The following is a 13,128-nucleotide window of genomic DNA, read 5'->3' as shown; positions in this document are numbered from 1 at the left end:
AAGGCTACTCACTGCTCTGAGGCATAGAGCAAAGATTAGCCGTAAGCGCTTACTATAATATGAATTTATAATCAGGGAATCAAAGCAAAGGCAGAACATATTGAACCAGGAAGTAAAGGAATCCGAAGAACAAGATGATATAGGCAGTATATTTAATCGCATTAGCCGCTGCGATGCTGGAATCAGAGGTTTGCTGGTTCTCCTGGTGCTCCACTTCCACTGTGTTGACGTCATTGGTATGCGGTTCTTTCATCATGTCAATCCCCTCCTTGAAAGTTTTGTTTTCTAATTCTATTGTGACATCTTTGTGAATAAAATTCAACATTTTTGTGAATTTTATTTGAACAAAAGTTCAAATTTGGACTAATCTATCCTAATCAACTCTTTTTTAATGCAAAATAACCCGTGCTTACACCTCTAAGCGAGGAAAAGCACGGGTTATTTAGCGTGATTTATCTTTTGTCAACAAAAAACTATGCCCAGTCACCGTTGCGGAATAGAGGCTCTGCATTCCCATCCTTTGTAATCCCGTCGATATTCATCTCTGGTGAACCCATCATGAAGTCGACGTGGACAAGACTTTGATTCATACCTTTTTCTGCTAACTGCTCCTTGCTCATCGCGATCCCTCCTTGAAGGGTAAAAGCATAAGCCGCACCAAGCGCAAGGTGGCAAGAGGCATTCTCATCGTATAAGGTCGTAAAGTAGAGAATTCCGCTCTCCGAAATCGGAGAGTGGTATGGGACAAGTGCGACCTCGCCGAAATAAGAGGCACCTTCGTCCATAGAAAGTAGTGTCGTCAGTGTTTCCAGACCTTCTTCTGCGGTATAGGCGACAACCTTGCCATTCTCAAGGGTCAGTGTGAACCGGTTAATAATATTTCCGCCATAGCTGAGAGGCTTTGTACTGCTTACTGTACCGTTTGCTCCGGTCTTCAGCGGGGCGGTAAATACCTCTTCGGTTGGAATGTTGGCGAGAAAAGGAATGTTCTGCCCGTTCACTGCTCCAGCCTGACACCAAATGTGACCTTCAGACAGTTCTATGGTAAGGTCTGTGCCCGGTGCCGTATAATGCAGCTTGCGGTAGCTTTTATCATTCAGGAGTTGGCAGCGCTGCTTCAATCTGTTCAAGTGAAGATGCCAAGCTTCAATAGGATCCTCCTGGTCCGCACGGACAGCCTTGAAAATCGCATCCCACAGCAACTCGACCTGTTGATCGGCAGGAGCATCGGGGAAGACTTTAGCTGCCCAGGACGGTGAAGGAAAAGCGAGGCCACTCCAGCTGGCATGATTGCCCATCAACAGCTCCCGGTAGCCGGCCATAGCCTGACCTGCTGTTTTCTGATTGTTTGCTATCCGTCCAGGGTCCACACCGTTCAGCAGATCCGGATTGGCAGAGACAATGGTAAGGAAGGCGGCACCGTTCCGTGCCAAATCCTCCAGTTCATCCGCTTGCCACTTCGGCGGCTCCAGGAAGGAATCCGCAGGGGCCAGGTCATACCGGGTTCGTGTTACAATCTCATCACTGTAATTCACTTTCACCAGGCTTGCTCCGGCTTCATAAGCTTTCCGTACAATGAGGCGTACCAGTTCAGCGGAAGCAATATCGGCATTTACGACGAGTTTCTGACCGGGCTGCACATTTACACCGATCTTTACGGCGAGTAACGCATACTTCTCCAACTTTTGATTGAAATTCAGCATTCGGAATTCCTCCTAGTTAAAACGCCCAGTTTCCATTAAGAAATACCGGTTCTTCGGTTCCCTCTACGGTAACCCCGTAAATATTCATCTCCGGAGAACCGATCATGAAATCAACATGCGTAACGCTTGTATTGAGTCCGTGCTCGATCAACTGTTCTTGGGTCATGTCCTTGCCGCCTTCCAGACAGAAGGCATAAGCCGTGCCGATCGCCAGGTGATTGGAAGCATTCTCGTCAAACAGTGTATTGTAATATAAAATATTGGACTCCGAGATCGGTGAATGATGCGGAACGAGTGCTACCTCGCCAAGATATTTCGCGCCTTCGTCCAGACTGATTAGATGCTCCAGTGTCTCTTGTCCTTGCTCAGCACTTACACTTATGATCCGGCCATTCTCGAAAGTGATGGAGAAACCATCAATAATGTTTCCACCGTAGCTGAGCGGTTTAGTACTACGCACTGTTCCGTTGACACCTGTCTTGAGCGGTGCCGTAAATACTTCCTCTGTTGGCATATTAGCGACAAAAGAATGGCCCTTTGCGTTAATACTGTCTCCTTGTGCCCATAGATGGCCTTCCGGTAGTTCGATGCTCAGGTCCGTGCCCTGAGCTATGTAATGCAGCTTTTTATACTTTTTGGCGTTCAGTACGTTGGCCTTTTGTTCCAGATTGATCAAATGATCCTGCCAGGCGGCCACAGGATCTTCACGGTCCAGCCGAACGGTGTGGAAGATAGCCTTCCACAGCTTATCTACACGTTCCTCTGCCGGAGCATCGGGGAATACTTTATCCGCCCAGCTTTGGGAAGGGATAGCTACCAGACACCAGCTTACCTTATCGGACATTTGAAGCTCACGGAATTTGGTGAGAGCGGCTCCCCGTGTTTTTTGGAAATTTGCGATCCGTTCAGCTTCAATACCCTTCAGCGCATCCGGATTCTCAGCCAGCACGGTCAGGAATGCGGCACCGTTCTCCGCCAATTCCGTCATCTCACCAGCGTACCAGGTCGGTGCTTTAGTAAAGGTTTCCGGAGCTGCATGCTCGAATTGCTGACGGGTAATATTCTCATCGTTCCAGTTTACCTTTACAAGACTTGCGCCCGCGGCATATGCTTTGGCAGTAATCAGACGCACGAAGTCGGCAGCCACAATCGGGGCGCCAACAACCAAGGTCTGACCCGGTTGAATATTAATGCCGATTTGGACAGCCAGATCAGCATATTTACTTAACTGATTCTGAAAGTTGGTCATGAAATTTTCCTCCATTTTCTAAAAAAATCTTCTTTACAAGCATTGTATTAAATTATTAACCGCCGGATGAAAAAAGTCAATTCGAGCGTCAGGAGAGGAAATTACGTTGAATACAGTGATATACTGGGAATGCGAGTGATTTTATCTGAAGGGAAGGATATTGAATGATGGTAGAAATAACCGCGGCGGACATGCGGCGTAACGAGGATGGCAGCTTTGTAGGAAAGACTATATTCAGTCTCGACAATCATAAAGCTAAATATGAGATCACTTTTTTCAGTAAAAGAGGAAGTGAGTGGGATTACAGTCTCAGCTTTGCTGATGAGCCCGGCAATGAAGAGCAATTCCTTCAAACCGATGCTTTGCTGGAAAACAACGATGATGTTTACAACCAGCTATTGGACGCGGCCATAGATGCGCAAGAAGGACAAGAGGAGTAAGAGGATAATGACATTTTTTATCGAATTGGTTAGTGTACTGCCCATATAGTATCTTCTAGGAGGAGGTTATTTACTGTGACAAGTCCAATCCTGAATCAGATTGGTGCCGTCTTTATACCAGTCAGTGACATTGAAAGATCCAAGCAATGGTATTGCCATTTACTTGGACTGCCGCTTGACGGGGAGGTTTTGTTCGGACATCTCTATGTTGTCCCCATGCAAGGGCCGGGTATTGTACTGGACAGTAAAATTTTCACCACGGAGTGTGTGCTTAATGCTCCCGCATTTCATTTGAACACCCGGGATATTGATGCGGCTTATGACTTTGTGAAGGAGAGCGGAGCTGAGATTCTAACCGATATTGAGCATGATCACTGGTTCAATTTCAAGGACCCTGATGGAAATGTGCTCATGGTATGCCGTTGCTGAGCTATTCCGATGATTACGTTTCAGGGAGAGATTAATATGATGGTAACACTAAGGAAGCTGGTTCCGGCTGACGCTGAGGAACTGCTGAAACTGCAGCACCAATTGGATGAGGAATCAACCTTCATGCTGCTGGAGCCGGACGAGAGACAGTCTGGTCTTCAGCAGGTCAGGGAGATGATCATAAACTTTACCGAGACAGAGACCTCCACACTAATCGGTGCAGAAGCAGATGGCATGCTGGTAGGATATATTTCCGTAAGAGGAGGAAGTGTTCGCCGAAATCGGCATAGCGCATACATTGTTATCGGTATTCTGAAGCAATATCAGGGAGTTGGCATTGGCACCGGATTATGCCGGGAGATGGAGACATGGGCTTCGGGGAGCAGTATTGTTCGACTTGAACTAACGGTGATGACCCATAACCAATCTGCTCTAGCCTTATATGCCAAAAGCGGATTTACAATCGAAGGAACCAGAGTGAAATCACTTAAAATCGGCGGACAATGGGTCGATGAGTATTATATGAGTAAAATTATTGAGTAGCGATACAGCATGTATACATAACCTGAATATTCAGTGAAACCCCCTTGCTTGCAATTATATTTTATTTAGAATGTTCTTCCGGCAGGGTGGGAGTCTAAGTTTTATCCATAACAATCTCAACTTTGCGGATCCGGTGTCTGTTCATCTCGCGAACGATGATCTTTACATGATCACGGGAAACACTTTTACCGACAGCAGGGTCTGTAAGCTGACTGTATAACCATCCGCCAATGGTAGTCACCTCTTCATCCTCGAAATCCAGACCCGTTATCTGTTTAACCTCTACCAGAGAAACCTTGCCATCAAATAAGTAATTCGATTCACTCAGCTTCTCCACATTCTTGCGTTCGTCCCCATCGAATTCGTCGCGGATTTCGCCCACAATCTCCTCCAGAATATCTTCAATCGTTATGAGGCCGGAGGTTCCGCCGTATTCGTCAAGCAGGAGAGCAATATGCACACGTTCCAGCTGCATGCGTTTCAAGAGTGTCTTGACAGGTGTTACTTCCGATACAGTCAGCACAGGTTGTACCAAAAGACTGAAGTCGAAATCCGGATTGTTGTCGTATTCCAGATAGAGCTGTTTGGTATTAATCATCCCGATGATATTATCTTTATTGCCTTCCGCAACAGGGAAGCGGGTATACTGCTCCTTACGGATGATACTGAAGTTTTCCTGTAATGAATTATTAGTGAAGAGACAGACCATATCTGTCCGGGGAACCATAATTTCCCGGGCAAGCATTTCATCAAAAGTAAAAATCCGGTTTACATAACCGTACTCCGCCTTATTGATTTTGCCGCTCTCATAGCTTTCGGACAAGATCAGGCGAATCTCTTCCTCGGAATGCGCTTCTCCATGCTCACTGGCAGGTTTCATCCCTAACATGCGGACGAGGAGATTAGCCGAGCCGTTCAGGAGCCAGATGAAAGGATACAGGATTTTATAGAACAAAATGATCAGCGGAGCCGTAAAAAGACTGATTTCTTCCGGTTTGTTAATAGCTGCAGTCTTCGGAGCAAGCTCTCCGACAACAACGTGCAGGAATGTTGCGATAATGAAAGCTAGTGCAAAAGCGATAACGTGACTCAGCTCCACATTGATGCCGGCGAAGTCAAATACCGGGAGCAACAGCTGTTCAAAGGCAGGCTCAGCCAATGCACCGATACCCAGCGCCGTTATTGTGATACCCAGTTGGCAAGCGGACAAATAACCGTCAAGATTGGCAGCAACCCTTTGGACAGCTATTGCGTTCTTGCGTCCCTCAATAACCAATTGGCTGATCTGGCTTCCTCTAATTTTCACAAGCGCAAATTCCGTAGCTACAAAAAAAGCAGTTAAAGCAATCAACACAGCGACCAACGTCAAACTAAGTCCTATACCCATTTAATCTTTACCATCCCTTTCATACTTAAAGTAGGTTATACTCATATTATGAGTTCTTATGAACCTATTCTACGAACTTTCCGCTAAAATATCAAATGGGGAGGGATCCCAGCCATGGAATCATTTAGATTGACCCGAATAGAGATGTCCTGCCTTCTGCTCTCATTGGCTGGAAATTCGGACCGGAAGCCGCTGCACATTTTACAGGATTCCTGGACGAAATTCCATCAAGAGGAGATACAGAAGGGTACGTCCTTGCCGGCCTTTTTGTCCACAGATATTCCACCTATTTTGCAAAAAATTATCAAAGGTCGCAGCGTCAAAGGATTGTCGATTGGAGAAATTGCCTCCTTGGGCCGTCTGATAGAGTATTCCACATTTTCTGTCACTGCCATACAAAATTGGGTGAAGCGTGACTTCAAAGAATATTTGGGTTCTCCGCGCGAAGGTAAAAAGTATTCGGTTAATCAGGCGGTACTCCTGTTTATGATTGATGATCTCAAAGCGGCACTTGATTTCGAGAGCATCCGCCAGCTGTTCCGGCTCTTATTTCTGAAGCCCGAGCGTGATGATGACGATCTGATCGAGCCTGCTCAGCTGTATAACGCATACGCCGGTCTATTTGAGGAAATCAAGAAAGATCCTAAGTTAGATCCTTGCCTTTCTAAGGAGTCTACCGAGGGAATCATGAAGCGGTTGACTCATCTCACAAGAACACAACGGGAGGCCGTGCGCAACACGATCCTCATAGCGGCCATATCGGTACAGACCTGTTATTTCCAATCTCTTGCGAGACAATACTTCAATGCCGCGTTGTTCCTTGATTTTTGAGCGCTTCAATTTTAAAATATGGAATAGAAACAAGCATAATCTGGTTTATCAGCCGGAAAGTTGGAAAGTGAGGTCTTGAACGTGAATCGAATGACGCTACTGCGGAATCCCAAGGAAAGAAAGCTGCTGTTCAGTGCGGGTTTAAGCTGGATGTTCGACGCGATGGACGTCGGGATGATCTCTTTTGTAGTTGCCGCTTTGGCTAAGGAATGGAAGCTTGGACCGGAGCAGATTGGAATCCTGACCAGTATTAACTCGGTGGGCATGGCTGTGGGCGCGGCGGCGGCAGGAATTCTTGCGGATCGGTTTGGCCGTAAATCTGTGCTGCTATGGACGCTGATCATATTCTCTGTGGCGAGCGGCTTATCGGCCTTTGCAACGGGCTTCGCTGTATTGTGTGTCCTGCGTTTTGTGACTGGCTTCGGGCTTGGAGGGGAACTGCCTGTAGCCTCAACCCTGGTCTCTGAAAGCATGCCTGCCAGTGAAAGAGGACGAGCTGTTGTTCTGCTGGAGAGCTTCTGGGCGTTGGGCTGGATCGCTTCCGCTTTAATCGCCTATTTCGTCATTCCCGATTACGGATGGCGTGTTGCTTTTGCCATTGGAGCGGTACCGGTCCTGTATGCGTTGTATCTACGGCGTGCGATTGACGATTCGCCGCGGTTTACAGAAATACGAAAAGCTCCGGTTTCTTTGCGGAATCGCATAGCTGCTGTATGGTCGCCAGAGTATCGGCGTTCTACTATAATGCTCTGGATTTTGTGGTTTACGGTTGTCTTTTCCTATTATGGAATGTTTCTATGGCTGCCTACGGTCATGGTGCTTAAGGGCTTCAGTCTGGTTAGAAGCTTTGAGTATGTACTGATTATGACGCTGGCTCAGCTGCCGGGTTATTTTACAGCCGCTTACTTTATTGAGAAGTTCGGGCGCAAATTTGTGCTGGTGCTTTATCTGCTGTTAACAGCGGTGAGTGCGGCCTGGTTCGGAAATGCTACGACGGAAGGAATGCTCATGGCAGCCGGGATCTGTTTATCGTTCTTTAACCTCGGGGCTTGGGGTGGTATGTACGCTTACACACCAGAATTGTACCCTACATCCATACGTTCTACGGGATCGGGGCTTGCCACTTCCTTTGGACGGGTAGGAGGAATTATCGCTCCGTTATTGGTGGGGGTGCTTGTAGCCCGTTCGATGGACATCGGATCAATCTTTATGTTATTTTTTGTAACCATTATTATCGGGGCGGCAGCGGTGCTGTTCCTGGGTAAAGAGACCAAAGGGCTCGATCTTCTCTGATCCCCAATTCTTTCTTTGATCTACTTGATGAGGTTCTTCAGGAATGGAGCGACGGAAATGAGCAATGAAAGAAAGCAGCCGCATTTCACGGAATTGGTCTGGGAGAGCAAGGAGCAGAATATGGCCATCCCACCGCGAAAGCCGTCTGAGGAAGTGCCGAAGCCGCCTGCCGATTATAAGCAACAATCAACCCCTGAGACCTCTGTACAGATGCAGTTATGGGAGGAGACAGAAAGACAGGAGCCAGTAACGACCACCGAAGGGCAATTCGTGAAACGGGCCAAGGAACTGGAGCATCATAAAGAGGCTATGGCGCTCTTTGTTCCTTTCAAAAGCTATTGGCCGACTTATGGGCATATGACAGGTTCGCAGAATCGATGGTATTTCTATTGGCGTGATGAAGTGAGGCAGGGCAGATTTCCTAAAACAGACCTTTCGTATATTTTTCTCCATGTGTACGAGCTCATCAATGGAGTGGGATGGGAAGAGCCAACGGAAGGATACAGGCAGCTGTGCCAATTATGGGAAGCCTACCGGGAACAATTTAAGCGGCTGGATCAATATCTCGGCGGCTGGATCGCGGATTTCTCTTTTGTACACCAACTGGATGTTCCACTCTCAGTAATCGTTGTCCGTTCACGCAGCCTGGCCGATGATCTTGCTGAGCTTGAACTCATGCGGTGCTTGTCTTCCTCCCCGGAGCAGCTTACCTTTGCGGTATTGACGATCATGTCGGATTATGACATCAGCAAGTCCAAGTTTTTCACGGGTACGGGAAAAGAAGCAGCCGAGCTGTATATTCCGCAGGTGGTTGCATTGATCGACGCTTACGTTACCCGAAAACACGGGTCGAACCTGATTCAAATGTTCCCGCCAAGTCCGCCGGTGCTGCGGGAGCGGTATTTGTTCCGTAGCGCCGTATATGATATTTCACAGTATGGCTATTCTGTTCTTGTACCCGTTGTGCGGGTTAGTAAATCTCCGCCGCTGCGCAGTCTTATCACGCGATTATTCCGACTGACCGAGAACAAGCTGCGGGAGCTGATGGGCTTCCGGGGGCGGCTTAAGGGTGTTACTGTAGATGCGGATATGGATAACCTGATAACACGCTTTCTACAACGGGAGTTTCACAAAAAGGAGCAGGCGGACAAGGGTCCGGCTGTTGTCATCGATCAGCAGAAGCTGGAGCGTCTGCAGAGTGATTCAGAGGTTGTCCGCAATCTGCTCATGGTTGAGGATATCGGTATTTCAGATGAACTTCCCGAAGCTTCTGACAGGTTAGTGAATGCCCTTGAAGAAAAGGTGCAGGATGAAGTGATGAAGGTGCTAGATGATGAGAAAATGCAGGATAATGAGGGGGCGCCTGCTCGTACGGAGTGGGAACAATTTGCGGCTGCACTCAGTCCGCTGCACCGGGAAGCGGTGCTTGCCTTCAGCAGCGGAAATGGCTTTAGTTCTATGCAAAAGCTGGCTGCAGCCAGCGGTTCGATGCCCGAGCTGCTGATCGACGAGATTAATGATATCGCAATGGATATACTTGGTGACCTGCTCATCGACGAGGAAGAGATTACTGAGGAATATGTCCCTATGCTTCCATATTTAATGAGGTGAACCATTGGATGAATGAAATAAAAATACCGAAACGAATGACGACGGCGCTCGTCAACTCGCTAACGGCAGGTGTAGTACCGCGTATCGGGCTTGAATATATCGCTGTCGGCCGCCGGCCGGAGGTTGAAGCTATATTAAGGGATATGGACAACATTGCCGAAGGCGGTGCAGCCTTCAAGCTGATTACCGGCAAATTCGGCAGCGGTAAAAGCTTTCTTTTGCAAATCATCCGTAACTATGCCATGGATCGGGATTTTGTAGTTGCGGATGCCGATCTGTCTCCGGAACGGCGGCTGGTGGGGACGAAAGGACAGGGCCTGGCCACCTACCGCGAACTCATGAGCCATTTATCGACCCGCACGCGTCCGGACGGAGGAGCGCTGGAGATCATCCTGCAGAAATGGATATTTTCGCTTCAGCAGACCGTTATGCAGGAGAATGGGTATGGCCCCGATCACGCAGAGCTTGGGGAAGAGGTGGAAAAGTGGATTTACGCAGTGGCCTCGGAGATGCGCGGTCTGGTGCACGGCTTTGATTTTGCCAAAGTACTGGCCTCGTACTGGAATGGACACAAGCTGGCGGATGATGATCTGAAGCAGGATTCACTGCGCTGGCTGCGCGGCGAATTTGCCACCCGCACGGAAGCCCGGAAGGCGCTGGGCGTGGGGGTCATTATCGACGATGACAACTGGTATGATTATATGAAGCTTTGGGCCGAATTTACTGCCGCGATCGGGTACAAGGGCTTGCTGCTTTTTATCGATGAGGGCGTTAATCTATATAAAATCACAAACAGCATTTCCCGCCAGAGCAACTATGAGAAGCTGCTTACCATGTTCAACGATACGATGCAGGGCAAGGCAGAGAGACTCGGAATTTTTGTAGGGGGAACCCCGCAATTTGTAGAGGATGGGCGGCGGGGGTTATTCAGCTATGAAGCACTCCGTTCCAGGCTGGTGGCCGGGCGTTACGGCGGATCGGGACTAAATAATTTCACGGGACCCATTATCGCACTCGACATGCTCTCACACGAGGAAATTCTGGTTCTGCTGCAAAAATTGAGAGATATCCACGCCTTGCATTATAGCTACGAGGCCAATCTGACTCAGGGGCAGCTGGTGCATTTTATGGAGGAAGCCGTTGGCAGACTGGGTGCGGACGAGCTTCTGACACCCCGCGAGGTGGTGCGCGATTTCATGGATCTGCTGCATACCTTGCGGCAGCACCCGGAGATTAGCTTTGAGAAGCTTGTAGGCGAGCGAACCTCGAAGCCTGCAGAGACTGTGGAAGGCGAGCTGGACGGGTTCCTGGCGGAGTTTGAGTTATGAGCGGCAATCCGTTTTACCGGCTGGCTCCTTTTATCAAAGAGTTTATCTATAAAAATCGCTGGGAGACTCTGCGGGAGGCGCAGGTTGATGCATGCAGGGTTCTTTTCGATACGTCTCATCACTTGCTGATCGCTTCGGGTACAGCCTCCGGGAAGACGGAGGCGGCTTTTTTCCCTGCGCTTACCGAGTTGTATGAACGTCCCTCAACCTCTGTAGGCATATTATATATTGCGCCGCTAAAGGCGTTGATCAACGATCAATTTACGAGGTTGAACGATTTGCTGCGTGAAGGCGGGATACCGGTCTGGCATTGGCATGGGGATGTGCCTCAAGCGGACAAGACCAAGTTGATGCAGAATCCTTCAGGCGTGCTGCAGATTACCCCGGAATCCCTGGAGGGACTGCTGATGAACCGCCCGAATGCTATTCCCGCGCTGTTCCATGATCTGCGTTTTATTGTAGTCGATGAGGTTCATGCGTTCATGGGTGCGGACCGCGGGATTCAAGTGCTGAGCCAGCTGGCGAGAATTTCCCGTATGGCCGGATGCTCTCCGCGTCGAATCGGGCTCTCTGCCACACTTAGCGATTACGCATCCGTTACGGAGTGGCTGGCGGCGGGAACCCGGGAAAGCGTTGAGGTGTCAGCCCCGCAAGGGGGACGCAAGCTCCGTTTGAGTGTGGAGCATTTCTCTTTCCCGGATGCACGGGATGAGAAGCAGGCGGAGCATCTGGAGCGGGCGCGACAGGCTTATTACGACTATATCTACGACCATACCCATCTAAAAAAAGCGCTCATCTTTACGAACAGCCGCTCGGATGCCGAGACGGCCACATTGGAGCTGCGGCGTACGGCGGCGAAACGCGGGGAACGGGATGTCTTTCACGTTCATCACGGCAGTATCTCCGCGATGCTTCGTGAAGAGACGGAAGCCGCACTGCGGCAAGGGCCCGGTCCTGCGGTTGCCGCAGCAACCCTGACTCTGGAGCTGGGTATAGATCTTGGCGAGCTGGAGCGGGTGCTGCAGCTCGGCGCACCCTACAGCTGCGCCAGCTTTGTACAGCGGCTGGGTCGCTCCGGCAGGCGAGGGGACGCGGCCTCCGAGATGATCTTCGTTACGCCGGAGGAGGACGAGGAAGCGCAGCTCCCTGCACGTATGCCCTGGAGCCTGCTCCGGGCAATTGCGGTCATCGAGCTGTACGTGCGGGAGAAATGGGTTGAGCCCCTTGTCGTGCGCCAGCTGCCGGTTGGACTGCTGTACCATCAGACCATGAGCATATTAAAGAGCATGGGCGAAGCCGAGCCGGACGATTTAAGAGAGGCTGTATTAAGTCTGCCGTCCTTCAAAGGCATCGATCCGGCGGATTATGATGCTTTTATGACGTACATGCTGGGAATGGGTCATATTGAGCGGATGGACGAAGGAAGCCTGCTTATCGGTATGGCCGGAGAGAAGATCGTAAATAACTTCCGCTTCTATGCTGTTTTCAAAGATGATGAGGAGCATGTTGTCTATAACGGTACGGAGGAAATCGGTTCAATTACAACCGTTCCGCCTCCGGGCTACTGCTTTACACTGGCAGGCAAGCTGTGGAAGGTGGAGGAGGTGGACAGCCGCCATAAAGCGGTATACGTCAAGACTTCACGCGGCAAGGTCGATACCCTGTGGCTCGGAGCGGGTGGGGACGTGCATACCCGCATTCTGGCAAAAATACGCGATATTCTGGGTGAAACCACCCTGTATCCGTATTTGGCCCCGAGTGCGGCAGCACGACTGGAACGCGCCCGCCGCCTGGCCCGTGAAAGCGGACTTCTTGTACGGTCTGTTTTACCGGCGGGCGGTGATTCGATGTTCATCCTGCCTTGGGCAGGAAGCCGCCAGTTCCGGACATTGGAGCGGCTCCTAAAGAATAATCTGAAGAGCCCGCTAGGTCTGCGTTCAATTGTCCCGATGGAGCCCTATTATATGGTCGTCGCCGGAAGCGTTGATGCTGAAACACTGGAGGCGGAAATCATCGCGGAGGCTGCTGCCGCAGCTGAACCCTTAACCCTGCTGACTCCGGATGAAGCCCCTTACCTTGGCAAGTATGATGAGTTCATTCCGCATGAGCTTTTGCGAAAGGCATTTTCATTGGATGGACTGGATGTACCAGGTTTGATTGAAGTCCTGAAGCAATGGCGGCAGCCAAAGTAAAGAAATCAGCTTCCAGAGTAAGGAACTCAACTTTTGGTGGGTCCAAGCCAGTTTGTGAAGTTTAGCAGGTGGAAATCCAAAATATAAACCCTTCCTGTGAATCAAGCAGAAGGGTTGTTTGA

At 49.6% G+C, this 13,128-nt stretch carries 12 protein-coding genes; 8 read left to right on the top strand and 4 right to left on the bottom strand.

What is annotated here, in order from left to right; all coding sequences use genetic code 11:
• Positions 1 to 79: 79 nt before the first annotated feature.
• The 3 genes from PaeBR_RS15100 to PaeBR_RS15090 form a co-directional block, all read right to left on the bottom strand.
• The gene (locus PaeBR_RS15100; protein ID WP_410515300.1) at positions 80 to 256 is read right to left on the bottom strand and encodes a hypothetical protein; all 177 of its coding nucleotides are present in this window, start codon (positions 254 to 256) and stop codon (positions 80 to 82) included.
• Between the two features lie 217 nt (positions 257 to 473).
• Positions 474 to 1,703, bottom strand: a complete 1,230-nt coding sequence (locus tag PaeBR_RS15095) for an aminopeptidase (RefSeq protein WP_410511385.1) — start codon at positions 1,701 to 1,703, stop codon at positions 474 to 476.
• Positions 1,704 to 1,719: 16 nt separating this feature from the next.
• On the bottom strand, positions 1,720 to 2,952 hold the full coding sequence (locus tag PaeBR_RS15090; protein WP_410511384.1) for an aminopeptidase: 1,233 nt from the start codon (positions 2,950 to 2,952) through the stop codon (positions 1,720 to 1,722).
• Positions 2,953 to 3,116: 164 nt separating this feature from the next.
• On the opposite strand from PaeBR_RS15090, the gene PaeBR_RS15085 reads away from it, so the two are divergent.
• The 3 genes from PaeBR_RS15085 to PaeBR_RS15075 all read left to right on the top strand — a co-directional run bounded on the left by PaeBR_RS15085 (position 3,117) and on the right by PaeBR_RS15075 (position 4,364).
• Positions 3,117 to 3,392: a hypothetical protein gene (locus PaeBR_RS15085; RefSeq protein WP_410511383.1), complete on the top strand. Its 276-nt coding sequence runs from the start codon at positions 3,117 to 3,119 to the stop codon at positions 3,390 to 3,392.
• A 75-nt stretch (positions 3,393 to 3,467) separates the two neighbouring features.
• Complete coding sequence (locus PaeBR_RS15080) at positions 3,468 to 3,821, top strand: VOC family protein (protein WP_410511382.1); 354 nt, start codon at positions 3,468 to 3,470, stop codon at positions 3,819 to 3,821.
• 9 nt (positions 3,822 to 3,830) lie between these two features.
• Entirely contained in the window at positions 3,831 to 4,364 is a 534-nt protein-coding gene (locus PaeBR_RS15075; RefSeq protein WP_410511381.1) for a GNAT family N-acetyltransferase, read from the top strand.
• Between the two features lie 94 nt (positions 4,365 to 4,458).
• On the opposite strand, the gene PaeBR_RS15070 is transcribed toward PaeBR_RS15075, so the two are convergent.
• On the bottom strand, positions 4,459 to 5,751 hold the full coding sequence (locus PaeBR_RS15070) for a hemolysin family protein (protein WP_410511380.1): 1,293 nt from the start codon (positions 5,749 to 5,751) through the stop codon (positions 4,459 to 4,461).
• 114 nt (positions 5,752 to 5,865) lie between these two features.
• On the opposite strand from PaeBR_RS15070, the gene PaeBR_RS15065 reads away from it, so the two are divergent.
• The 5 genes from PaeBR_RS15065 to PaeBR_RS15045 all read left to right on the top strand — a co-directional run bounded on the left by PaeBR_RS15065 (position 5,866) and on the right by PaeBR_RS15045 (position 13,006).
• On the top strand, positions 5,866 to 6,582 hold the full coding sequence (locus tag PaeBR_RS15065) for a DUF1836 domain-containing protein (protein ID WP_410511379.1): 717 nt from the start codon (positions 5,866 to 5,868) through the stop codon (positions 6,580 to 6,582).
• Between the two features lie 90 nt (positions 6,583 to 6,672).
• Positions 6,673 to 7,875 carry an MFS transporter gene (locus PaeBR_RS15060; protein ID WP_410515197.1) on the top strand — a complete coding sequence of 401 codons (1,203 nt, stop codon included), beginning with the start codon at positions 6,673 to 6,675 and terminating at the stop codon, positions 7,873 to 7,875.
• Positions 7,876 to 7,932: 57 nt separating this feature from the next.
• Entirely contained in the window at positions 7,933 to 9,486 is a 1,554-nt protein-coding gene (locus tag PaeBR_RS15055) for a TerB N-terminal domain-containing protein (protein WP_410511378.1), read from the top strand.
• An 8-nt stretch (positions 9,487 to 9,494) separates the two neighbouring features.
• The gene (locus PaeBR_RS15050) at positions 9,495 to 10,814 is read left to right on the top strand and encodes an ATP-binding protein (protein WP_410511377.1); all 1,320 of its coding nucleotides are present in this window, start codon (positions 9,495 to 9,497) and stop codon (positions 10,812 to 10,814) included.
• A complete protein-coding gene (locus tag PaeBR_RS15045) occupies positions 10,811 to 13,006 on the top strand; it encodes a DEAD/DEAH box helicase (RefSeq protein WP_410511376.1) in 2,196 nt (731 codons plus the stop codon). Before PaeBR_RS15050 ends, PaeBR_RS15045 begins: the two co-directional genes overlap by 4 nt.
• The last annotated feature ends 122 nt before the right edge of the window (positions 13,007 to 13,128 follow it).

Source organism: Paenibacillus sp. BR2-3, assembly GCF_046529485.1.
GTDB lineage: Bacteria > Bacillota > Bacilli > Paenibacillales > Paenibacillaceae > Paenibacillus_AQ.
The sequence above is the reverse complement of the archived record's forward strand: the minus strand, read 5'-3'. Positions and strand labels throughout refer to the sequence as shown.

What these genes read in the sequence shown, in the direction of transcription:
- PaeBR_RS15100 (WP_410515300.1), bottom strand. Translation starts at nt 256, where the DNA reads ATGATGAAAGAACCGCATACCAATGACGTCAACACAGTGGAAGTGGAG.
- PaeBR_RS15095 (WP_410511385.1), bottom strand. Translation starts at nt 1,703, where the DNA reads ATGCTGAATTTCAATCAAAAGTTGGAGAAGTATGCGTTACTCGCCGTA.
- PaeBR_RS15090 (WP_410511384.1), bottom strand. Translation starts at nt 2,952, where the DNA reads ATGACCAACTTTCAGAATCAGTTAAGTAAATATGCTGATCTGGCTGTC.
- PaeBR_RS15085 (WP_410511383.1), top strand. Translation starts at nt 3,117, where the DNA reads ATGATGGTAGAAATAACCGCGGCGGACATGCGGCGTAACGAGGATGGC.
- PaeBR_RS15075 (WP_410511381.1), top strand. Translation starts at nt 3,831, where the DNA reads ATGATTACGTTTCAGGGAGAGATTAATATGATGGTAACACTAAGGAAG.
- PaeBR_RS15070 (WP_410511380.1), bottom strand. Translation starts at nt 5,751, where the DNA reads ATGGGTATAGGACTTAGTTTGACGTTGGTCGCTGTGTTGATTGCTTTA.
- PaeBR_RS15065 (WP_410511379.1), top strand. Translation starts at nt 5,866, where the DNA reads ATGGAATCATTTAGATTGACCCGAATAGAGATGTCCTGCCTTCTGCTC.
- PaeBR_RS15060 (WP_410515197.1), top strand. Translation starts at nt 6,673, where the DNA reads ATGACGCTACTGCGGAATCCCAAGGAAAGAAAGCTGCTGTTCAGTGCG.
- PaeBR_RS15055 (WP_410511378.1), top strand. Translation starts at nt 7,933, where the DNA reads ATGAGCAATGAAAGAAAGCAGCCGCATTTCACGGAATTGGTCTGGGAG.
- PaeBR_RS15050 (WP_410511377.1), top strand. Translation starts at nt 9,495, where the DNA reads ATGAATGAAATAAAAATACCGAAACGAATGACGACGGCGCTCGTCAAC.
- PaeBR_RS15045 (WP_410511376.1), top strand. Translation starts at nt 10,811, where the DNA reads ATGAGCGGCAATCCGTTTTACCGGCTGGCTCCTTTTATCAAAGAGTTT.